This window comes from Streptomyces sp. NPDC051218 (genome assembly GCF_044455475.1).
In the GTDB taxonomy this organism is placed as follows: Bacteria; Actinomycetota; Actinomycetes; order Streptomycetales; family Streptomycetaceae; genus Streptomyces.
In genome coordinates this window covers 885,486-908,300 of sequence record NZ_JBITEU010000001.1, presented here as the reverse complement: position 1 = coordinate 908,300, position 22,815 = coordinate 885,486, and the positions used below count along the sequence as shown (strand labels likewise).

Annotated in this window: 16 protein-coding genes; 12 read left to right on the top strand and 4 right to left on the bottom strand. The window is 71.5% G+C overall.

Annotated features, from left to right (window positions below; genetic code table 11):
- Nucleotides 1–8: 8 nt before the first annotated feature.
- A complete protein-coding gene (locus ACIBCK_RS04175; protein WP_399387240.1) occupies nucleotides 9–4,106 on the bottom strand; it encodes a HAMP domain-containing protein in 4,098 nt (1,365 codons plus the stop codon).
- A 270-nt stretch (nucleotides 4,107–4,376) separates the two neighbouring features.
- Between ACIBCK_RS04175 and ACIBCK_RS04170 the strand changes: the two genes are divergently transcribed.
- Nucleotides 4,377–6,305 (top strand): SpoIIE family protein phosphatase, encoded by a 1,929-nt coding sequence (locus tag ACIBCK_RS04170; protein ID WP_399386542.1) that lies wholly within the window; start codon nucleotides 4,377–4,379, stop codon nucleotides 6,303–6,305.
- Nucleotides 6,306–6,392: 87 nt separating this feature from the next.
- Nucleotides 6,393–7,625 (top strand): radical SAM family heme chaperone HemW, encoded by a 1,233-nt coding sequence (hemW, locus tag ACIBCK_RS04165; RefSeq protein WP_399386540.1) that lies wholly within the window; start codon nucleotides 6,393–6,395, stop codon nucleotides 7,623–7,625.
- Between the two features lie 467 nt (nucleotides 7,626–8,092).
- Here hemW and ACIBCK_RS04160 read toward each other — a convergent pair whose 3' ends face one another.
- Genes ACIBCK_RS04160 through ACIBCK_RS04150 form a run of 3 tightly spaced genes read right to left on the bottom strand, consistent with a single transcriptional unit; the run spans nucleotide 8,093 to nucleotide 9,829 of the window.
- On the bottom strand, nucleotides 8,093–8,917 hold the full coding sequence (locus tag ACIBCK_RS04160) for a DUF3097 domain-containing protein (RefSeq protein WP_399386538.1): 825 nt from the start codon (nucleotides 8,915–8,917) through the stop codon (nucleotides 8,093–8,095).
- Between the two features lie 35 nt (nucleotides 8,918–8,952).
- Nucleotides 8,953–9,696, bottom strand: a complete 744-nt coding sequence (locus ACIBCK_RS04155; RefSeq protein WP_399386536.1) for an MBL fold metallo-hydrolase — start codon at nucleotides 9,694–9,696, stop codon at nucleotides 8,953–8,955.
- 10 nt (nucleotides 9,697–9,706) lie between these two features.
- Nucleotides 9,707–9,829 (bottom strand): hypothetical protein, encoded by a 123-nt coding sequence (locus ACIBCK_RS04150; RefSeq protein ID WP_399386535.1) that lies wholly within the window; start codon nucleotides 9,827–9,829, stop codon nucleotides 9,707–9,709.
- Nucleotides 9,830–9,898: 69 nt separating this feature from the next.
- Here ACIBCK_RS04150 and hrcA point away from each other — a divergent pair, with 69 nt between their 5' ends.
- From hrcA to ACIBCK_RS04100, 10 genes are all read left to right on the top strand, one after another.
- Nucleotides 9,899–10,915, top strand: a complete 1,017-nt coding sequence (gene hrcA, locus ACIBCK_RS04145) for a heat-inducible transcriptional repressor HrcA (protein WP_160504974.1) — start codon at nucleotides 9,899–9,901, stop codon at nucleotides 10,913–10,915.
- Nucleotides 10,916–12,055: a molecular chaperone DnaJ gene (dnaJ, locus tag ACIBCK_RS04140; protein ID WP_399386534.1), complete on the top strand. Its 1,140-nt coding sequence runs from the start codon at nucleotides 10,916–10,918 to the stop codon at nucleotides 12,053–12,055.
- Between the two features lie 311 nt (nucleotides 12,056–12,366).
- Entirely contained in the window at nucleotides 12,367–13,464 is a 1,098-nt protein-coding gene (locus ACIBCK_RS04135; RefSeq protein WP_399386532.1) for a nitronate monooxygenase, read from the top strand.
- Nucleotides 13,461–14,219, top strand: a complete 759-nt coding sequence (locus ACIBCK_RS04130) for a 16S rRNA (uracil(1498)-N(3))-methyltransferase (protein WP_399386530.1) — start codon at nucleotides 13,461–13,463, stop codon at nucleotides 14,217–14,219. The genes ACIBCK_RS04135 and ACIBCK_RS04130 overlap by 4 nt, the downstream gene beginning before the upstream one ends.
- Before the next feature lie 112 nt (nucleotides 14,220–14,331).
- Nucleotides 14,332–14,931, top strand: coding sequence for a hypothetical protein (locus tag ACIBCK_RS04125; RefSeq protein ID WP_399386528.1), 600 nt, complete (start codon nucleotides 14,332–14,334; stop codon nucleotides 14,929–14,931).
- Between the two features lie 51 nt (nucleotides 14,932–14,982).
- The gene (locus ACIBCK_RS04120) at nucleotides 14,983–18,255 is read left to right on the top strand and encodes a S41 family peptidase (protein WP_399387238.1); all 3,273 of its coding nucleotides are present in this window, start codon (nucleotides 14,983–14,985) and stop codon (nucleotides 18,253–18,255) included.
- Nucleotides 18,256–19,062: 807 nt separating this feature from the next.
- Entirely contained in the window at nucleotides 19,063–19,416 is a 354-nt protein-coding gene (locus tag ACIBCK_RS04115) for a histidine triad nucleotide-binding protein (protein WP_367041784.1), read from the top strand.
- A gap of 54 nt (nucleotides 19,417–19,470) precedes the next feature.
- Nucleotides 19,471–20,379 (top strand): ribonuclease Z, encoded by a 909-nt coding sequence (locus tag ACIBCK_RS04110; RefSeq protein ID WP_399386526.1) that lies wholly within the window; start codon nucleotides 19,471–19,473, stop codon nucleotides 20,377–20,379.
- 13 nt (nucleotides 20,380–20,392) lie between these two features.
- Nucleotides 20,393–21,394: an adenosine deaminase gene (locus ACIBCK_RS04105; RefSeq protein ID WP_399386525.1), complete on the top strand. Its 1,002-nt coding sequence runs from the start codon at nucleotides 20,393–20,395 to the stop codon at nucleotides 21,392–21,394.
- Between the two features lie 159 nt (nucleotides 21,395–21,553).
- Nucleotides 21,554–22,744, top strand: a complete 1,191-nt coding sequence (locus tag ACIBCK_RS04100) for a macrolide family glycosyltransferase (RefSeq protein ID WP_399386523.1) — start codon at nucleotides 21,554–21,556, stop codon at nucleotides 22,742–22,744.
- Nucleotides 22,745–22,815: the final 71 nt, after the last annotated feature.

Here is a 22,815-nt window from a genome sequence, read left to right as displayed (position 1 = left end):
ACAGTGCCTCACTCGGCCGTCGGCGGAACAGCGGCCTCCCCGAGAGCGCCTGCCGGTTCCGTTGCGACGGCCGTATCTGTGGTGGTGGGCGTGTCCGGCTCTGCCGCGCCCGCGCGCTCAGGGGCCAGGAGCGCGCAGGCGACGGTGAGCAGTTGGTCCACATCCACGGGTTTGGGTACATAGTCGTTCGCGCCCTGCTCGATGGCCTTCTCGCGGTCGCCCGGCATGGCCTTGGCGGTCAGCGCGATGATCGGAAGGCCGGCCCAGCGTGGGGTTCGGCGGATCGCGGCGATGGTTTCGTAGCCGTCCATCTCCGGCATCATGATGTCCATCAGGATGAGGTCGGTGTCGGGGTTGCGCTCCAGGGTCTCGATTCCTTCGCGGCCGTTCTCCGCGTAGAGGACGGGCATGCCGACGCGGCTCAGCACATGGGTGAGGGCGAAGACGTTGCGGATGTCGTCGTCCACGATCAGGACGCGGCGCCCGCGCAGGATGCGGCCTGCCGGGCCCTCGCGGTACTCCTCCAGCTTGGTCGGCGTCGGCCAGCTGTCGTTCTGTTCGTGGAAGGTGTGCGGGGACATGGTGACCCGCTCGTCGTGCAGCTCCGGCGCCGCGAGCGACTTGGTCGCCGCGTACGCCGCCGCCGCGGGCCCGTGGCCGGGGTGCACCACGGGGACGTAGAGCGTGAAGGTGGAGCCCTGTCCCGGGCTGCTCTCGGCGGTGATGCGGCCGCCGAGGAGACCGGCGATCTCGCGGCTGATGGAGAGGCCGAGGCCGGTGCCGCCGTACTTGCGGTTGGTGGTGCCGTCGGCCTGCTGGAACGCCTCGAAGATGGCGGGCAGTTGATCGGGCGGGATGCCGATGCCGGTGTCCGTGACGGCGAAGCAGAGCCGGTCGCCGCCGTCGTGGAGCCGCCGGTCGCCGGTGTTCTTGACGCGGCTCACGCGCAGCTCGACCCGGCCGCTCGCGGTGAACTTGACCGCGTTCGACAGGAGGTTGCGCAGGATCTGCTGGAGCCGCTGCTCGTCCGAGAACATCTCGCGCGGCACGTCCTCGCCGACCGACACCTCGAAGGCGAGCCCGCGGTCCAGGGTGAGCGGTCGGAACGTCGCGTGGACGTAGTCGAGGACCTTGATGAGGGGGAGCTTCTTGGGGCGTACGTCCATCCGGCCGGCCTCGATCTTCGACAGGTCCAGGATGTCGTTGATGAGCTGGAGGAGGTCGGAGCCCGAGCGGTGGATCGTGGTCGCGAACTGCACCTCCTGGTCGGAGAGGTTGCTGTCGGGGTTGTCGGAGAGCAGCCGGGCCAGGATGAGCAGGGAGTTCAGCGGGGTGCGCAGCTCGTGCGACATGTTCGCGAGGAACTCCGACTTGTACTGCGACGAGGTGGCGAGCAGCGCCGCCTTTTCCTCCAGTTCGGCGTTCGAGCGCTGCAACTCCGCCTGCTGGAGCTGAAGTTCGTCCGAGCGGTCCTGGAGCTGCGTGGCGAGCCGCTGGGACTCGCTGAGCAGTGACTCCGTACGGGAGTTGGCGATGATGGTGTTGATCGCGACGCCGATGGTGCTGACGAACTGGTCGAAGAACGCCAGGTGCACGTCCGAGAAGCGGGAGAACGTGGCCAGCTCGATGACGCCGAGCAGCTTGTCCTCGAAGAGGATGGGGATGATCACCAGGCTGGCGGGGGCGGCGTCCCCGAGCCCCGAGTTGATCTTGATGTAGTCGGGCGGCACCTCGTCGACGAGGATCCGCTTCTTCTCCAGGGCCGCCTGCCGCACCAGGCCGTGCGCGGGCATCGCTCCCGTGTCGACGACCGAACCCTGCGCGGAGCCGTACCCGGCGATGAAGGCGAGCCCCTTGACCGGGGGAGACTGCAGCGTCGTCGCGTCCCCGGCCTCCGGATCGGCCAGGAAGAAGGCGCCGTACTGCGCGTTCACCAGCGGGGTCAGCTCGCGCAGGATCAGGTCCGCGACCTCCATCAGGTCGCGGTGGCCCTGCATCAGACCCGCGAGGCGGGCGAGGTTCGACTCCAGCCAGTCCTTGGCGCGGGTGGTCTCACGGAGGTTGGAGACCATGACGTTGATGTTGTTCTTCAGCTCGGAGACCTCGCCGCGGGTCTCGACCGTGATGGAACGGGTCATGTCGCCCTGCGCCACGGCCGACGCCACCTCGGCGATCGCGCGGACCTGGGTGGTGAGGTTCAGGGCGAGTTCGTTCACGTTCGTCGTCAGGCGCTTCCAGGTGCCGTAGACGCCCTCGACCCGTGCCTGGCCGCCCAGTTGGCCCTCGGAGCCGACCTCGCGGGCCACGCGGGTGACCTCGGATGAGAAGGAGGACAGCGTGTCCACCATGGTGTTGATGGTGGTCTTCAGCTCCAGGATCTCGCCGCGCGCGTCCACGTCGATCTTCTTGGAGAGGTCACCCTGGGCCACCGCCGTCGCGACCTGCGCGATGTTGCGGACCTGGCCGGTGAGGTTGTCGGCCATGTAGTTGACGTTGTCGGTGAGGTCCTTCCACACGCCCGATACGCCGAGCACCTGGGCCCGGCCGCCGAGCCGTCCGTCCGTGCCGACCTCGCGGGCCACGCGGGTCACCTCGTCCGCGAAGGCCCGCAGCTGTTCCACCATCGTGTTGACGGTGTCCTTCAGCTCCAGGATCTCGCCGCGCGCCGTCACCGTGATCATCTTGGAGAGGTCGCCGTTGGCGACGGCCGTGGTGACCTGGGCGATGTTCCGCACCTGGGAGGTGAGGTTCAGCGCCATGAAGTTGACGTTGTCGGTGAGGTCCTTCCAGACCCCGGACACGCCGCGCACCTGGGCCTGTCCGCCCAAGTTGCCCTCGGTGCCGACCTCGCGGGCCACGCGGGTCACCTCGTCGGCGAACGCGGAGAGCTGGTCCACCATCGTGTTGATGGTGGATTTCAGTTCGAGGATCTCGCCCTTCGCCTCGACCGTGATCTTCTTGCCGAGGTCGCCCTGGGCGACGGCCGTCGACACCAGCGCGATGTTCCGCACCTGAGAGGTGAGATTGTCCGCCATGAAGTTGACGTTGTCGGTGAGGTCCTTCCATACGCCGGACACGCCGCGCACTTGAGCCCGGCCGCCGAGGTTGCCCTCCGTGCCGACCTCGCGGGCCACGCGGGTCACCTCGTCCGCGAACGCGGAGAGCTGGTCCACCATCGTGTTCACCGTCGACTTCAACTCCAGGATCTCGCCCCGGGCGTCGACGGTGATCTTCTGGCTCAGGTCGCCGTTGGCGACGGCCGTGGTCACCTGGGCGATGTTTCGCACCTGAGAGGTGAGGTTCGACGCCATGAAGTTGACGTTGTCCGTGAGGTCCTTCCAGACCCCGGACACACCACGGGCCTGCGCCCGGCCGCCCAACTGCCCCTCGGTGCCTACCTCACGAGCGACACGCGTCACCTCGGCGGCGAACGCGGAGAGCTGCTCGACCATCGTGTTGACGGTCAGCTTCAGTTCGAGAAGCTCGCCCGTCGCCTCGACCGTGACCGTCCGTGTCAGATCGCCCTGCGCCACCGCCGTCGTCACCAGGGCGATGTCGCGCACTTGGGCGGTGAGCCGGGCCGCCATCGTGTTGACGGCCTCCGTCACGTCACGCCAACTGCCCGAGAGGCCGCGCACCTTGGCGCGCCCGCCGAGCCGCCCCTCCGTGCCGACCTCGCGGGCGACGCGGGTGACCTCGCCCGTGAAGAGCGACAGCTGGTCGACCATCGTGTTCACCGCGCGGCCCAGGCGCCGCAGGTCTCCCCGCAGTTCGCGCGAGCCGTCGTGCAGGTCCACGCGCTGGGTGAGGTCGCCGCCCGCGACCGCGTTCAGTACGCGCGTCGCGTTGGCCGCCGGGGCGACCAGGGAGTCCAGCAGGGAGTTGGCGTCCGCCACCCGCGTGGCCCAGCTGCCCTGCCCCGGGCTCGCGGTGAACCGCTCGTCGAGGTGCCCGTGACGGATGATCTCCCGGCGTACGCGCGTGAGTTCACTGTCGAAGTGCAGGGAGCGGTCGAGCATCTCGTTGAACACCGTGTGCAGCTCGGCGACCAGGCCGTGCCCGCTCACCGTGACCTTGGTGAAGTCCCCGTCGCGGGCCGCCCGCATGGCGGACAGCAGGATGCGCAGTTCGGACGCCGCTTCCGGGGCGGTCTCCGGAATGATTTCTGGTGCCGGGTCCGGATCGTTCCCGGCCTGCGGCGGAGGTGACGGAGCTGGTTTCGGTGCCGGAATCCGACCGTAACCGAGCGCGGGCATAGCACTGTTCTCACTCATAGCGGCCCACTTCAGTAACTCGGTGCTTATGGGCGTGGCCAGTCTGTCACTCTGTCCGTGTCGCCTGAGGCGTATTCGACCGAACTGCTCAGGAGCCGAAACGTGGGGTCCATTCCGATGCAACGGGAGACCACTTTCCGTGCGTCCGCCCAGCCGGGGCACCAGCCCGGCCCGCCGGCGGTGGTGTGCACGTCCTTGCCCGGAAACCCGTTGGCACCCGCGGCCGCACGCAAGTTCGTACGGGCCGCGCTCGCCGACTGGGTCGAGCTCGCGGTGCCCGCCGCCGCGGGCGTCACCGACCGGCTCGCGGACGACGCCGTGCTCCTGGTCAGCGAACTCGTCACGAACGCCGTCGTGCACGCGGGCACCACGGTCGAGCTGCTGTGCCGGCTCGACGAGGCGGGCCTTGGCGAGAGCACCGACACCCTCGTCATCGAGGTCTCCGACCACCACCCCGCCCGAGCGGTCCGCAGCGAGCCCATGCCCCAGCCGCCCGGCACCCCCGAGTACGGCCGCGGCCTTCAGCTCGTCGCGACCCTCTCCGACTCCTGGGGCATCACCTACCGCACCGGCACCAAGGCCGTCTGGGCCCGCCTCCCGGTCGGCGGCGTCCAGGCCGTGCACGAGATCGAGTCGTACGCCAGCGAGCAGGCCGTGCAGCGCGGACTGCGCACCGCCGAGATCCTCGCGCCGCTGCCGAAGCGGATCACGCACGACACGGAGTGGGTCAACCGCGGCGCGCTCACCTTCCTCGCCGAGGCGTCCGACCTGCTCGCAGGACAGTTCGACGAGGACCTGGTGGCCGCACTCGCCGGGCAGCTGCTCGTGCCGCGGCTCGCGGACTGGTGCGCGGTATGGCTCGACGACGAGGCGGAGGTCGCGCCGCGCGACTCCATGAGCGGGGGCGCGGGCTCCCGGCTCGCCCGCGTCTGGCACACCAGTGAGCAGCGCATAGAGGAACTGCGCCGCAGCCTGGAGAAGGACCCGCCACGGCTGCCCGAATCCGTCGGCTCCGGCGCCGTCCCCGTGCCGTGGCCCGGCGAGGCGCTCTCGGTGCCGGAGGAGGCGAGCGGCACGGCCCTCGCGTACCGCCTCACGGCGGGCGGTCGCGGCCTGGGCACGCTGATCATCGGGCGGGCCGGCATGGTGCGCTTCGCCGACGAAGTCACCGGCCTCATCGAGGACTTCAGCCGCCGCGTCGCACTGGCCATCAACGCGGCGCGGCGCTACCAGCGCCAGGCCACCATCAGCCAGGTCCTCCAGCGCGGCCTCCTCCCGAGCTCCGTCGCGGACATCCCCGGAGTGCACAGCGGCGTCGTGTACGAACCGCGGGACAAGGGCGGACCCGGCGGTGACTTCTACGACGTGTTCCAGGCGGGCAAGGGCCGCTGGTGCTTCGCGCTCGGCGACGTACAGGGCAAGGGCGTCGAGGCGGCCGTCGTGATCGGCCTCGCCCGGCCGTGGCTGCGGCTGCTCGCCCGCGAGGGGTACGAGGTCGCGGAGGTGCTCGACCGCCTCAACCAGCTCCTGCTCGACGACGCGACGGAGGCGGCGGACGCGGCCGCGGCGGTGGTCGCGGTGGCCGGCGGCCAGGGCGTCCCGCCCGACGGAGCCACCTCCCGCTTCCTCTCCCTCCTCTACGGGGAGCTGGTGCCCACGGACGACGGCGGAGTCCGCTGCACGGTGGCGAGCGCGGGCCACCCCCTGCCGCTCCTGCTCTCCCCGGACGGGACGGTCCGCGCGGCGGCCACGCCCCAGCTGCTCCTCGGGGTCGTCGACGACGCGACGTACACGAGCGAGACGTTCGATCTGCGGACGGGGGACACGCTGCTCTGCGTCACGGACGGGGTGACGGAGCGCCGCACGGGGCAACTGATGTTCGATGACGGCGACGGCCTCGCGACGGCGCTCGCGAGCTGCGCCGGGCTGGACGCGGCGCTGGTGGCGGAACGGATCAAGCGCCTGGTGCACGAATTCTCCGAGCGGCCGCCGGACGATGATCTGGCGGTGCTGGTGTTGCAGGCGCAGTAGGCGGGATCGGGTGCGGCGTCGTGGGCGTGCACCGCGGGGCCTGTGGCGCGGCGTCGGGTCCCTTCGTGGTGCGGGACAATCGAAGGTATGCCTTCCGCACTGCCCGATGGTGAGCCCATGCCCGAGGACGGGGCCCTGCCCGCGTCCGCCCTCGCGGCTGCGGGGACACGACCGCTCGGCTTCTACCTCCACGTCCCGTACTGCGCCACCCGCTGCGGCTACTGCGACTTCAACACCTACACCGCGACCGAGCTGCGCGGCTCCGGCGGCGTGCTCGCCTCGCGCGACAACTACGCGGACACGTTGGTCGATGAGGTGCGGCTCGCACGGAAGGTGCTCGGGGACGACCCGCGCCCCGTCCAGACCGTCTTCGTGGGGGGCGGTACGCCGACGCTGCTCGCCGCGGCCGACCTGGTCCGCATGCTGGGGGCGGTGCGGGAGGAGTTCGGGCTCGCGGACGACGCGGAGATCACCACCGAGGCGAACCCGGAGTCCGTCGATCCCGCCTACCTGAGCGAACTGCGGGCCGGCGGCTTCAACCGCGTCTCCTTCGGGATGCAGAGCGCCAAGCAGCACGTACTGAAGGTGCTCGACCGCACGCACACCCCCGGCCGGCCCGAGGCCTGCGTGGCGGAGGCGCGGGCCGCGGGCTTCGCGCACGTCAACCTCGACCTCATCTACGGCACCCCGGGCGAGACCGACGACGACTGGCGGGCCACGCTCGACGCGGCGATCGGCGCCGGGCCCGACCACGTCAGCGCGTACGCCCTGATCGTCGAGGAGGGCACACAGCTGGCGCGGCGGATCCGGCGCGGCGAGGTGCCGATGACGGACGACGACGTGCACGCGGACCGGTACCTGATCGCCGACGAGGTCCTCGGCGGTGCCGGGTTCTCCTGGTACGAGGTGTCCAACTGGGCCACGTCCGAGGCGGGGCGGTGCCTGCACAACGAGTTGTACTGGCGTGGGGCCGACTGGTGGGGGGCCGGGCCGGGGGCCCACAGTCATGTCGGGGGCGTGCGGTGGTGGAACGTCAAGCATCCCGGGGCGTACGCGGGGGCGTTGGCCGCTGGGCGCTCGCCGGGGGCGGGGCGGGAGGTGCTCGCTGCGGAGGACCGGCGGGTGGAGCGGATTCTGCTGGAGCTGCGGTTGCTTGAGGGGTGTCCGTTGTCGTTGCTTCGGCCCGCCGGCCTTGCGGCTGCGGGGCGGGCCCTCGCGGACGGCCTCCTCCAGGCGGGGCCCTACGAGGAGGGGCGGGCCGTGCTTACCCTGCGGGGGCGGTTGTTGGCGGACGGGGTTGTGCGGGATCTGGTGGACTGAGGTTCCAGCGGCCCTGCGGGGCTCTCCCCAATCCCACCCCTTCCCGAAATTCCGGCTTCGCCGGCCGCGCGGTTGCCGTCATCACCGGCTCCGCCGAGTTCGTCCTCAAACGCCGGACGGGCTGAGAATGCCTGGCGGGGCTGGGTGGGCAGCTGCGGGGCAATCGGACGGGTGGGCGGGACAGCTTGCACCCGTAGACGGAGATGGCCCAGGTCCCCGCTGGGCAAGCCGCGGGGCAATCGGGCGGGTGGGCGGGAAAGAATCGCCGCGCAGCGGTGGGTCAGACGCACTCGGAGATGGCGAGGCCCAGGTCCCCGCTGGGCAAGCCGCGGGGCAATCGGGTGGGTGGGCGGGAAAGAATCGCCGCGCAGCGGCGGAAAGGCCGGTCCGCAGGCGGCGAGGGCCCGACGCCTGGAGAGATCCGCCGCGCAGCGGCGGGCCAGGTCGCACTCGGAGACGGCGGCGGCTTAAGGCGCTGTCACGAAGTCGATCAGTTCCTCCACGCGGCCCAGCAGTGCCGGTTCAAGATCCCGGTAGCTCCGGACCGAGCCCAGGATCCGTTGCCACGCGGCGCCCGTGTTCGGGGGCCAGCCCAGTGCCTCGCAGACGCCCGTCTTCCAGTCCTGGCCGCGCGGGACGCGGGGCCACGCCGCGATCCCCACCGAGGACGGCTTCACCGCCTCCCACACGTCGATATAGGGATGCCCCACCACCAGCGCCGACGGAGAACTCACCGCCGCCGCGATCCTCGACTCCTTGGAGCCCGGGACCAGGTGGTCCACCAGGACCCCCAGGCGCGCGTCGGGCCCGGGGGAGAAGTCGTCCACGATCCCCGGCAGGTCGTCGATGCCCTCCAGATACTCGACGACCACGCCCTCGATCCGCAGGTCGTCACCCCACACCCGCTCCACGAGCTCCGCGTCGTGCCGCCCCTCGACGTAGATCCGCCCGGCACGGGCGACCCGGGCCCGAGCCCCCGGCACGGCCACCGAACCCGAAGCGGTACGCGTGGGACGTACAGGTGAGGTGGAGGATGCGGTGGACGGGCGGACCAACGTCACCGTCCGGCCCTCCAGGGCGAAGGCCCCCGGCGTCATCGGGAAGACGCGGTGCTTGCCGAAGCGGTCCTCCAAGGTCACCGTCGGACCCTCCGCCGTCTTCTCGCAGCGGATCACCGCCCCGCAGAAGCCGGTGCTCAGCTCCTCCACCACGAGGTCCGCCTCCGCGGCGACCTCCGGCACGGGCTTCTGCTTCTTCCAGGGCGGGGTCAGGTCCGCGGAGTACTGGCGCATTTTCCCGACGATAGGAAGAAGAAGGGGGAGGCTCGCTACGACACGCCGAAGCGGGCCGCCAGTGTGGCGCGTTGCGCACGGACAAACGCCGCATCGACCACCGCACCGTGCCCCGGCACGTACAGCGCGTCCTCGCCGCCCAGCTCCAGCAGCCGGTCGAGCGCGGCAGGCCACCGAGCCGGGACCGCGTCGGGGCCGGCCTGCGGTTCGCCCGACTCCTCGACCAGGTCGCCGCAGAAGACGATCTCCGGGGACTGCGCGGTGCCCGGCACCAGGACCGCCAGGTCGTGGCCCGAATGCCCCGGGCCCACGTTCGCGAGGAGCACCTGCACCCCGCCGCCCAGATCGAGCGTCCACTCCCCGCACACCGAGTGGTGCGGGGACACCAGCAGATCGGCGGCCTCCGCCGCGGCGTCCGGGGCGACCCCGTGCCGTACGGCGTCGTGGCGCAGCTCGTCGCGGCCCTTCGCCAGGAGCGCGTCGAGGCCAACGGCTCCGTACACTTCCACGCCCGCGAACGCCGCGGCCCCGAGCACATGGTCGAAGTGCGGATGCGTCAGGACGAGGTGAGTGACCCGGCGGCCACCGCCGAGGATGCCGCGAGCCTCGGTGCGCAGCTCGCCGCCCTCACGCAGCGTCGCCCCCGCCTCGATCATCAGCGCCGATTCGCCGCCGACCACCAGACCCGCCGTACAGTCCCAGACCGGCAGGCGCCGCCGCCCCACATGCGGCGCCAGCCGCTCCCAGCCCGCCTCGTCCCACGCCAGTGCCACGTCCATGAGGTCGACGCTAGTCCCGCGCGGGCGGCTCGGCAGCCGTCACCTCGGCCTTCGGACCGACATAGCGGGTCCGGCCCTTGCCGGGGCCGTACCCGACGGCCGTACACTGGGCGCGGCGCAGGCTGGCACTCACCCCAGGGGAGTGCCAGGCAGAGCCGCAGGGCAGACAGGTTTCAGGGCAAAAAGGTGGAGGTGAGCGCGGATGCTGAATGAACGCAGGCTCGAGGTGCTGCGCGCCATCGTCCACGACTACGTCGGCACCGAGGAGCCCGTCGGCTCCAAGGCGCTCACCGAGCGGCACAGCCTCGGGGTCTCCCCGGCCACGGTCCGCAACGACATGGCGGCGCTGGAGGAGGAGGGGTTCATCGCCCAGCCTCATACGAGCGCGGGGCGCATCCCCACCGACAAGGGGTACCGCCTCTTCGTCGACAAGCTCGCGGGCGTCAAGCCGATGGCGGCGCCCGAGCGCAGGGCCATCCAGAACTTCCTCGACGGCGCCGTCGACCTCGACGACGTCGTGGCGCGCACGGTGCGGCTGCTCGCGCAGCTGACCCGGCAGGTCGCGGTCGTGCAGTACCCGTCCCTGACGCGGTCGACGGTGCGGCACGTGGAGCTGCTCTCGCTGGCTCCCGCCCGCCTGATGCTCGTCCTGATCACGGACACGGGCCGGGTCGAGCAGCGCATGATCGACTGTCCCGCGCCGTTCGGCGAGACCTCGCTCGCGGACCTGCGGGCGCGGCTCAACAGCAGGGTCGCGGGCCGTCGCTTCGCGGACGTGCCGCAGCTGGTGCAGGACATGACGGAGTCCTTCGACGCGGAGGACCGCGGCACGGTGGCGACGGTGCTCTCCACCCTCCTCGAAACCCTGGTCGAGGAGACCGAGGAGCGGCTGATGATCGGCGGAACGGCCAATCTCACCCGCTTCGGACATGACTTTCCCCTCACCATCAGGCCCGTCCTGGAGGCTCTTGAGGAGCAGGTCGTCCTGCTCAAGTTGCTTGGCGAAGCCACGGATTCGGGCATGACCGTACGGATCGGTCACGAGAACGCCCATGAGGGACTCAGCTCCACGTCCGTGGTCTCCGTCGGCTACGGTTCGGGCAGCGAGGCAGTAGCCAAGCTCGGCGTGGTCGGCCCGACCCGCATGGACTATCCGGGAACGATGGGAGCAGTACGCGCAGTGGCACGTTACGTCGGACAGATCCTGGCGGAGTCGTAAGTGGCCACGGACTACTACGCCGTACTAGGCGTGCGCCGCGACGCTTCCCAGGACGAGATCAAGAAGGCCTTCCGGAGGCTTGCGCGAGAGCTTCACCCGGACGTGAATCCGGATCCGAAGACTCAGGAGCGCTTCAAGGAGATCAACGCCGCGTACGAGGTGTTGTCGGACCCGCAGAAGAAGCAGGTCTACGACCTCGGCGGTGACCCGCTGTCCCAGCAGGGCGCGGGCGGCGGCGCGGGCGGTTTCGGAGCCGGTGGCTTCGGCAACTTCTCGGACATCATGGACGCGTTCTTCGGGACGGCGTCGCAGCGTGGCCCCCGGTCGCGCACGCGCCGTGGCCAGGACGCCATGATCCGGCTCGAGATCGACCTGGACGAGGCGGCCTTCGGGACCACCAAGGACATACAGGTCGACACGGCGGTCGTCTGTACGACCTGCAGCGGTGAAGGTGCCGCGCCGGGGACATCCGCTCAGACGTGTGACATGTGCCGCGGTCGCGGTGAGGTGTCGCAGGTCACGCGGTCCTTCCTCGGTCAGGTCATGACGTCGCGGCCGTGCCCGCAGTGTCAGGGCTTCGGCACGGTCGTGCCCACCCCGTGCCCGGAGTGCGCCGGCGACGGCCGCATCCGGTCGCGGCGGACGCTCACCGTGAAGATCCCCGCCGGTGTCGACAACGGCACGCGGATCCAGCTCGCGGGCGAGGGCGAGGTCGGCCCCGGCGGCGGCCCCGCAGGCGACCTGTACGTGGAGATCCACGAGCTGCCGCACGCCGTCTTCCAGCGGCGCGGTGACGACCTGCACTGCACGGTCACCATCCCTATGACGGCCGCGGCCCTGGGCACCAAGGTGCCCCTGGAGACGCTGGACGGCATGGAGGAGGTCGACATCCGGCCGGGCACGCAGTCCGGCCAGTCGGTGCCGCTGCACGGCAGGGGCATCACGCACCTGCGGGGCGGCGGTCGCGGTGACCTCATCGTGCACGTCGAGGTCCTCACGCCGAGCAAGCTGGACGCGGAGCAGGAGCGGGTCCTTCGGGAGCTGGCGGTGCTGCGCGGCGAGGAACGGCCCACGGGGCAGTTCCAGCCGGGACAGCAGGGTCTGTTCTCCCGCCTCAAGGACGCGTTCAACGGGCGGTAGCGCCTTTTACGGGCGAGGGCGCCTCGAGCGGTGCCTTTCCTGCGCCCCCGGTAGCGGTTCGCCCGTGCCGGGGGCGCTTTGCTGTCTGTCCGCGGGCTGTCCTGGGTTGCTCGCGCCCCGCGGCGGAGCCGCACATGTCACAGCCCCGCGCCCCTTACGGGGCGTTGTGGGTTGCTCGCGCCTCGCGGCGGAGCCGCACATGTCACAGCTCCGCGCCCCTTGGGGCGCTCCTGATCATGCCGGGTGACGGGTGGGTGGGTGGGAAAGACCCGCGATTCGGCCCCCCGGCCAGGAAGTGGCACGATGCGTTCATGCCCACCGCACTGACCGATCTCTGCCGCCTCCCGATCGTGCAGGCCCCCATGGCGGGAGGCGCCTCGTGCCCCCAGCTCGCCGCGGCCGTCTCCGAGGCCGGAGGCCTCGGTTTCCTCGCCGCCGGGTACAAAACCGCCGACGGGATGTACCAGGAGATCAAACAGCTGCGGGGGCTCACGAGCCGTCCGTTCGGCGTGAACCTCTTCATGCCGCAGCCCGAGTACGCGGACGCCGCCGCCGTCGACGTCTACCGCAACCAGCTCGCCGGTGAGGCCTCCTGGTACGAGACGCAGCTCGGCGACCCGGACAGCGGCCGCGACGACAACTACGACGCCAAGCTCGCGATCCTCGTCGAGGACCCGGTGCCGCTGGTGTCGTTCACCTTCGGCTGCCCCACCCGCGACGTCTTCGACGCCTTCGCGCGGGTCGGCACCATCACCGTCGCCACCGTCACCTCGCCCGAAGAGGCGCAGACCGCCCAGTGGTCGGGCGCCGACGCCGTATGCGTCCAGGGCATCGAGGCGGGCGGCCACCAGGGCACGCACCGCGACAACCCCGAGACGGACGGCGCCGGGCTCGGCCTCCTCTCGCTCATCGCGCAGGTGCGCGAGACCGTGCAGATCCCGGTCGTCGCGGCCGGCGGCCTGATGCGCGGCTCGCAGATCGCGGCGGTGCTCGCGGCCGGCGCGGACGCCGCGCAGCTTGGCACGGCCTTCCTGGTCTGCCCCGAGTCGGGCGCCAACGCCCTGCACAAGCAGGCCATGACCAACCCGCTGTTCACCCGCACCGAACTGACCCGCGCCTTCTCGGGACGCCCCGCACGGGGCCTGGTCAACCGCTTCATGCGCGAGCACGGTCCCTACGCCCCCGCCGCCTACCCCCAGGTCCACCACCTCACCAGCGGGCTGCGCAAGGCCGCCGCCAAGGCCGGTGACGCGCAGGGCATGGCGCTGTGGGCGGGGCAGGGCCACCGCATGGCGCGGGAGCTGCCCGCCGGTCAGCTCGTGGAGGTTCTCGCGGCCGAACTGGCCGAGTCGAAGGCCGTGTTGGCGGCCGGAGGGCAGCAGGGGACCCAGCCGGGGAGCCCGGCGTGACCGCACCCGTCTTCGTCGTCGAGACCTTCGAGACCCGGGGGAACCCTGCCGCGGGCGGCGACGGACGCTACGTACTCGACGGTCCAGAAGGGCGTCACGCCGTCTCCGTGAAGCGGCTGCACGCCGGTGAGGACGTCGTCCTGACCGACGGGGCCGGGCGCTGGGCCGACTGCGTGGTCGAGGACACCGAGGGCAAGGACCGGCTGATCCTGCGGATGGACCCCGTACGGGAAGAGGCCCTCCAGGAGCCCCGCATCACCGTCGTACAGGCGCTGCCCAAGGGTGACCGAGGTGAACTCGCCGTCGAGACCATGACGGAGACCGGCGTCGACGCGATCGTGCCGTGGTCCGCGTCGCGCTGCATCACGCAGTGGAAGGGCGAGCGCGGACTCAAGGCGCTCGGCAAGTGGCGTGCCACGGCGCGCGAGGCGGGCAAGCAGTCGCGCCGGGTGCGCTTCCCCGAGGTGGCGGACGCGATGTCGACCAAGCAGGTCGCCGCGCTGCTCGCCACGGCCGACCTCGCCGCGGTCCTGCACGAGGAGGGCAGCGAGCCGCTGGCCACGGCGGATCTGCCAAAGGCCGGGCACATCGTCCTGGTGGTCGGCCCCGAGGGCGGCGTATCGCCGGACGAGCTCGCGGCGTTCGCGGACGCGGGCGCCAAGCCGTACCGCCTGGGGCGCAGCGTGCTGCGTACGTCGACGGCGGGGACGGCGGCGACCGCACTGCTCCTGGGGCGCACGGGCCGCTGGTCCTGAACCCGCCCCGAGCAGCCCGCCGGGGAGTGGACGCAAAGGGGACTATCGTCAGACGGCCCGCAGTGGCACTCTGCCGCCTATGGGGGCATTGAGGCGCTTACATGATCGTGCGGTGGACGTGCGAGGCAGGCGACGGCAGGTGCTGTACGCCGTCGGGTTCGCGGGGGCGGCGGTGATCGGGGTCGCCGCGTGCGATCCGGTCGACGGCGGGATGAACACGGCGGCCGTCGCGATCACCACCGACCAGCTGGCGACCAAGGAGCTGGAGCGGCAGCATCTCGACGTGCTGTGGATCAGCTGCACCGCCCGCTACAAGGACAAGGTCACCCCGACCGGCGACGGACCCGACCGCGACGCCCGTGTCACCGTCGACTGCCAGGGCCAGGCCAGGGAGGGGAAAGGGGGCGAGGACACCAGCGACATCACCGTCAAGGGGACCGTGACGTCCGTCGTCGACGGACACTGCGTACGCGGAGACCTCACCGCCAAGGTCGACGGCAAGGAGTGGTTCCGGGTGGACGTCATCGGGGACTGCTCCGGTGGCGACCGGTCGACCGAGCCGGAGGAGTCCGACCAGCCGCAGGAGCCGGAGCAACCGGACCAGCCGGACGAGCCCGACCAGCGGCCCACCGCGACCGTCACCGTGACCGCCACGCCCGACCCGCCGCCGCGGCGGCCCGATCCGACCTGCACCTGCTTCAAGGGCAAGTGATCCAAAACCCTGTCCGGCTCCGCCGAGGCTGCCTAGGCTGGCCGTGTGACACTGACTGGGCACTCTGCGTATCTCCGGTTTCCGCATCTGCGTGGCGAGTTGGTCGCCTTCACCGCCGAGGACGACGTCTGGGTCGCGCCCCTCGACGGCGGCCGGGCATGGCGCGTCAGCGCCGACAACACGCCGGTGAACCACCCCCGCATCTCCCAGGGCGGCACGACCGTCGCCTGGACGTCCACACGTGACGGCGCCCCCGAGGTGCATGTCGCCCCGGTCGACGGCGGACTCTCCAAACGCCTTACGCACTGGGGTAGTTCACGCACCTCGGTGCGGGGCTGGACCCCGGACGGACAGGTCCTCGCCGTCAGTACGGCCGGCCAGGCCTCGCTGCGTCGCAGCTGGGCGCGGGCCGTTCCGCTGGACGGCGGACCCGCGGCCACCCTGCCCTACGGGATCGTGGGGGACGTGGCGTACGGCCCGCGGGACGGCCAACTCCTGCTGCTCTCCGCGCCGATGGGGCGCGAGGCCGCCTGGTGGAAGCGGTACCGCGGCGGCACGGCGGGCAAGTTGTGGATCCGGAGCGGGGGTGCTGACGCCGAGGGTGGCGGGGGCGGTGAGGGCGGTGAGGGTGGCGAGGGCGGCGAGGACCGCTTCGTACGCGTCCATGAAGGGCTCGACGGGAACATCGAGTACCCGCTGTGGGTCGGCGAGCGTATCGCCTTCCTCTCCGACCATGAAGGCGTCGGCGCGCTCTACTCCTCGCTGCCCGACGGCTCCGACCTGCGCCGGCACACCGGCATCGACGGCTTCTACGCCCGGCATGCGGCGACCGACGGCACGCGGGTCGTGTACGTGTCGGCGGGTGAACTCTGGCTCCTGGACAACCTCGTGGACGCCGAGCCGCGCCGCGTCGACGTCCGACTCGGCGGCCAGCGCACCGACCTCCAGCCCCACCCGGTGAGCGCCGCGCGCTGGTTCGGCGCCGCCGCTCCCGACCACACCGGACGCGGCAGCGCCGTCTCCGTGCGCGGCGGCGTGCACTGGGTCACCCACCGCGAGGGACCCGCCCGCGCGCTCGCCGCGGAACACGGGGTGCGCGCGAGGCTGCCGCGCACGTTCCGGGTCGACGGCGAGGAACACGTCGTCTGGGTGACGGACGCGGAGGGCGACGACGCGCTCCAGTTCGCGCCCGCCACGGGCCTCGCGCCCGGCGCCACGCCCCGCAGGATCGCTGCCGGGCAGCTGGGCAGGGTGCTCGGGCTCGCCATGGCACCCGACGGCAGCCGGGCCGCCGTCGCCTCGCACGACGGGCGGGTGCTCCTGGTCGAGCGGGAGAGCGGAGAGGTACGCGAGGTCGACCGCGGGGAGGACGGGGACGCCTCCGGCCTCGTCTTCTCGCCGGACTCGGCGTGGCTGGCCTGGTCGCATCCGGGACCGAGTCCGCTGCGGCAGCTGAAGCTCGCCAACACGGCCGACCTGTCCGTCTCCGAGGCGACGCCGCTGCGGTTCCGTGACTACGCGCCCGCGTTCACGCTGGACGGCAAGCACCTGGCGTTCCTGTCCGCGCGGGCGTTTGATCCGGTGTACGACGAGCACGTCTTCGACCTCGCCTTCGTCGGCGGATCGCGGCCGTATCTGATCACGCTGGCAGCCACCACCCCCTCGCCCTTCGGGCCGCAGCGGCACGGGCGGCCCTTCGAGGCACCCGACAAGGACGAGACCCCGGACAGCGAGGGCTCGCCCGTCACCCGCATCGACCTCGACGGTCTCGCCGACCGCATCGTGCCGTTCCCGGTCGAGGCCGCCCGCTACTCGACGCTGCGGGCCGCCAAGGACGGCGTCCTGTGGCTGCGGCATCCCGTGCGGGGCGTCCTCGGCGCGTCCCGCGCCACCCCGTCCGACCCCGACCCGCACACCGAGCTGGAGCGCTACGACCTCGTACAGCAGCGCATCGAGGAACTGGCGTCGGACGCCGATCACTTCGCCGTCAGCGGGGACGGGAAGCGGGTGCTGCTGTGGGCCGACGGGAAGCTGAAGGTCGTGCCGATCGACCGGCGGGCGTCCGGTGACGAGAGCTCCGACTCGAACATCACCGTCGACCTCACGCGGGTACGCCAGACCGTCGATCCGGCCGCGGAGTGGCGGCAGATGTACGACGAGGCCGGGCGGTTGATGCGGGACAACTTCTGGCGGCCCGACCTGGGCGGGATCGACTGGGACGGCGTGCTCGACCGCTACCGCCCGGTCCTCGGCCGGGTGGCCACGCACGACGACCTCGTCGACCTGCTCTGGGAGGTCGCGGGCGAACTCGGCACCTCGCACGCGTACGTCATGGGGGGCGGGGCCTGGGGGAGTTCGGCGGTGCGGCAGGGGCTGCTCGGCGCGGATGTCTCGCGGGGCGCGGACGGGGCGTGGCGCATCGACCGCATCCTCCCCTCCGAGACGTCGGACCCCTCCGCCCGCTCGCCGCTCGCCGCGCCGGGGGTGGCGGTGCGGGCCGGCGACGCGTTGCTCGCGGTGGCGGGGCGTCCGGTGGACCCGGTGACGGGTCCGGGGCCGCTCCTGGTGGGTACGGCCGGGAAGCCGGTGGAGCTGACGGTCTCACCCGCGGGCGGGGGCGATCCGCGGCACGCGGTGGTGATCCCCGTCGACGACGAGGAGCCGTTGCGGTACCACGCGTGGGTCGTGGACCGGCGTGCGTACGTCCACGAGCGGTCGGGCGGCCGTCTCGGCTACCTGCACGTGCCGGACATGCAGGCGCCGGGCTGGGCGCAGATCCACCGTGACCTGCGGGTAGAGGTGGCGCGGGACGGGCTCGTGGTGGACGTCCGCGAGAACCGCGGCGGGCACACGTCCCAACTGGTGGTCGAGAAGCTGGCCCGCAAGATCGTGGGCTGGGACCTGCCGCGGGGGACGCGGCCCTTCAGCTACCCGGCGGACGCTCCTCGGGGGCCGGTGGTCGCCGTCGCCAACGAGTTCTCCGGCTCCGACGGGGACATCGTGAACGCGGCGATCAAGGCGCTGGGGATCGGGCCCGTGGTGGGCACGCGGACGTGGGGCGGCGTGATCGGCATCGACAGCAGGTACCGGTTGGTGGACGGAACGCTGGTGACGCAGCCGAAGTACGCGTTCTGGCTGGAGGGGTATGGGTGGGGCGTCGAGAACTACGGGGTGGACCCGGATGTGGAGGTGGTGACGACCCCGGAGGACTACGCGGCGGGCCGGGACCCTCAACTCGACGAGGCGATCCGCCTGGCCTTGACGTCCCTGGAAACGACACCCCCAAAGACGGCACCGTCCCTGCCGTCCCTGCCGGGGGCCTGAGGCGGTTCGTCTGTGGGTGCGGGCTGCGCCGGTCTACTGCGGAGCTGGTCCGCCTTCGGGTGCGGGGCCGCGCCGGTATGTCGGCCTCGCGTCTCGCCTCTCGTTGCCGACTGCGGGTGGGTGGTTGCTGCGGAGCTGGTCCGCTTTTGGGTGCGGGGCCGCGCCGGTATGTCCGTCCTCGCTATCGTCCGGTGGCCGCCGTGATTCTTCGGCGAGGGAGCGCCGCGAACTGTGCTCCGGGCAGACATACCGGCACGTCCCCTCGCGTGCGCTGCCGACTGCGGGCGCGGGGGACTTCGGAGCTTGCCCGTCTTTGGGTGCGGGGCCGCGCCGGTATGTCCGTCCTCGCTATCGTTCGGTGGGCGCCTTGGTACTTCGGTGAGGGAGCGCCGCGAACTGTGCTCCGGGCAGACATACCGGCACGTCCCCTCCCGAGTGCTGCCGACTGCGGGTGTGTGCGACCCAGGCCCCGCCCCCGCCGCGTACGTCGCCCCCCGACCCCCAACGGCTGCCCCCCTCACCCGAGCCACGCCACCCACCCCCCCCACCCCTCCAGTCACCGTGGGGCAATCGGGCGGGTGGGCGGGAAAGGCTTGTTCGGCACGGGGTGGATGCAGGGTGATCGGGCGGGTGGGTGGGAAAGGCTTGTTCGGGGGGGGAGGTGGATGCGGGGTGATCGGGTGGGTGGGTGGGGAGGGTTGTTCGGGAAGGGCGGGCTGCCGGGGGCCGAGGGGAGGGGCCTGGCGTGGGCGCAGCCCGGATAGCATGCGGGGGGCCAGTACAACCAGCTAGGACCGGAGGCGCCCCATGGCGGGAGAACCCCAGGCTGACTGCCTGTTCTGCAAGATCGTCGCGGGCGAAGTGCCCGCGACCCTGGTGAAGGAGACGGACACGACCGTCGCCTTCCGGGACATCAACCCCCAGGCCCCCAGCCACGTCCTGATCATCCCCAAGGCGCACTACCCGGACGCCGCCTCCCTCGCCGCCGCGGAACCCACCATCGCCGCCGACGTCCTCCGCGAGGCCGGCGAGGTCGCCGCCGAGGAGAAGGCGGAGAGCTACCGCATCGTCTTCAACACCGGCACCGGCGCCGGCCAGACCGTCTTCCACGCGCACGCCCACGTCCTCGGCGGACGCGGCCTGCAGTGGCCCCCTGGATAACGGGACAACGGGACAACGGGACAACGGGATTACGGGATTACGGGATAACTGGCCTTGTCCGTACGTGAATTGGTGGTCCTCGGCACCGCGAGCCAAGTTCCCACCCGGCACCGCAACCACAACGGCTACGTCCTGCTCTGGGACGGGCAGGGCATCCTCTTCGACCCCGGCGAAGGCACGCAGCGGCAGATGCTGCGTGCCGGGGTCGCCGCGCACGACCTGCACCGGATCTGCGTCACGCACTTCCACGGTGATCACTCGCTGGGCCTGCCGGGGGTCATCCAGCGCATCAACCTGGATCGCGTCCCGCACGACGTGACCGTGCACTACCCGCGCTCCGGTCAGCGCTTCTTCGACCGGCTCCGCTACGCCACCGCCTATCGCGAGACCGTCCAGCTCATCGAGGAACCCGTCGCGGACGACGGGCAGTTGGCCCGCACCCCCTCCTTCACGCTCGACGCCGTCAAGCTCTCGCACCCCGTCGAGTCCTTCGGCTACCGCATCACCGAGCCCGACGGCCGCCGCATACTCCCGGAGCTGCTCGCCGCGCGCGGCATCGCCGGGCCCGACGTGGGACGCCTGCAGCGCGAGGGCGCACTGCGGGGCGTCACGCTCGACGAGGTGAGCGCGGTGCGGCGCGGGCAGAAGTTCGCCTTCGTCATGGACACCCGGCTCTGCGACGGCGTCCACGCCCTGGCCGAGGGCTGCGACATGCTCGTCATCGAGTCCACCTTCATCGACGAGGACGAGCAACTCGCCCTCGATCACGGGCATCTGACCGTGGGCCAAGCCGCCCGTGTCGCCATCGACTCCGGGGTCCGGCATCTCGTACTGACCCACTTCAGCCAGCGCTACCCCGACCCCGGCATCTTCGAGCAGCAGGCCCGGGACGCGGGTTTCGACGGTGAACTCACCGTCGCACAAGACCTGTTGCGTGTATCCCTGCCCAAACGAACCACCTGAGTGAGCCGCCGTCATGCCCCTTCCCAAAGCCGAACTCCACCTCCACATCGAGGGAACGCTCGAACCCGAGCTGGCTTTCTCCCTGGCCGCCCGCAACGGCGTCACCCTCCCGTACGCGGACACCGAAGAGCTGCGCAAGGCCTATCTGTTCGATGATCTGCAGTCCTTTCTCGACCTGTACTACGGGTTGATGGCCGTCCTGCTCACCGAGGACGACTTCGAGGAGCTCGCCGACGCCTATCTGGCGCGGGCGGCCCGGCAGGGCGTGCGGCACGCCGAGATCTTCTTCGACCCGCAGGCACACATGGCGCGCGGCGTCGGCATCGGGACGGTGATCGAGGGGCTCGGGCGCGCCCTGGACCGGAGCGAGGAGCGGCACGGGGTCTCGACCCGCCTCATCATGTGCTTCCTGCGTGACCAGTCCGCCGCATCGGCCCTGGAGACCCTGGAGGCCGCACGGCCCCACCTCCACCGGATCGTCGGCGTCGGGCTCGACTCCGCCGAGGTCGGGCACCCGCCCGCCAAGTTCCGCGAGGTGTACGAGGCGGCCGCCGCGCTCGGCCTGCGCCGCGTCGCGCACGCCGGCGAGGAGGGGCCGCCCGCGTACATCACCGAGGCCCTGGACGTCCTGGGTGTCGAGCGCATCGACCACGGCCTGCGCTGCATGGAGGACCCGCAGCTGGTGGAGCGCCTGGTGCGGGAGCGGGTCCCGCTCACCCTCTGCCCGCTGTCCAACGTCCGGCTGCGCGCCATCGACGTACTCGAAGAGCACCCGCTCGCGCGGATGATGGACGCCGGTCTCCTCTGCACGGTCAACTCCGACGACCCCGCTTACTTCGGCGGCTATGTCGACGACACCTTCCACGCCGTACGGGAAGCCCTCTCCCTCGACCAGGAGCGGCTGCGGGAGCTGGCGCGCAACTCGTTCGAGGCGTCCTTCCTCGACGGGAGCGCCGAGGACGAAGCGCTGCGGGCGCGGTACCTCGCCGAGGTCGCGGAATATTCGTTCGACTGATCGGCGGCAGCGGAGCTACGGTTTCGCGCATGGACTCCTTCATCCAGCTCTACGGCTGACACGGCCTCACCGGTCCGAGCGCCCCGCTGAACAGCGGTTGCGGCGCCGGTCCGGCACGCCTTCATCCGTAGCAGTGGCATCACACGAAGGAACTCACCCATGCATCGTCGAACGTCCCGTCACCGCGCCCATATCGCCATGGTCGGCACCCCGATGGTCAGCCATGTGCTGCCCAGTCTGGAGATCATCCGTGAACTGGTGGCGCGCGGCCACCGGGTGACGTACGCGAACGACCCGGCGAACCGCGGGCTGATCGAGCCCACCGGCGCCGAACTCGTCCCGTGCACGTCGGTACTGCCGTTCAAGGACAACGTCTGGCCCGAGGACCCGATCGCCGCGAGCGGTCTCTTCCTCGACGACGCGATGGCGCTGCTCCCGCAGTTGCGCGCGTTCTACGACGACGATCCGGCCGACCTGTATCTGTACGACATCGGCGCGTACGTCGCCCGCGCCCTCGCCGAAGGGCAGCAGCGGCCGTTCCTGCAGCTGTCGCCCACCTTCGTGGCCTGGGAGGGGTACCAGGAGGAGGTCGGGGCGCAGATCCGGCAGCTGCCCGGAGCCGCCGACCTGGAGGAGCGGTTCGGGCAGTGGCTCGCCGGGTGCGGGGCCACGACCCTGGACGTCGCCGCCTTCTCCGGCACACCCGACCGCGCCGTCGCGACGATCCCCCGCGCCATGCAGCTGAACGCCGACCGGGTCGACCCGAAGCGGGTCGACTTCGTGGGCCCCTGCTTCGGGGACCGCTCGGCGCAGGGCGGCTGGCAGCGGCCCGAGGGCGCCGAGAAGGTGCTGCTCGTGTCCCTCGGCTCCTCCTACACCCAGCAGCCCGAGTTCTACCGGCAGTGCGTGAGCGCCTTCGGCGGGCTCGCGGGGTGGCACGTGGTGCTGCAGATCGGCAAGCACGTGGACCCCGCCGAGCTGGGGGACGTGCCCGGGAACGTGGAAGTGCGCTCATGGGTACCGCAGTTGGCGATCCTGGAGCAGGCCGACGCGTTCGTCACCCACGCGGGTATGGGCAGCAGCAGTGAGGGGCTGTTCAGCGGGGTGCCGATGATCGCCGTGCCCCAGGGCGCGGAGCAGCCGCTCAACGCGGACCGGCTCGTGGAGCTGGGGGTCGCGCGGCGCATCGACACCGCCGACGCGACCGCCGACGCGTTGCGTTCGGCTCTCCTCGAGCTGACGTCCGACCCCGGCGTCGCGCTCCGGGCCGCCCGTCTGAAGGCGGAGGTGCGGGCCGAGGGCGGCACCGCTCGGGCCGCCGACCTCGTCGAGGCGGAGCTCGGCGGGTAGCGGCCGGTCCCGGCACGCCGGGCGGACCGTACCCTCGGCCCGTCCGGCGTTCGGCCCCCCGGTGGCCTGAA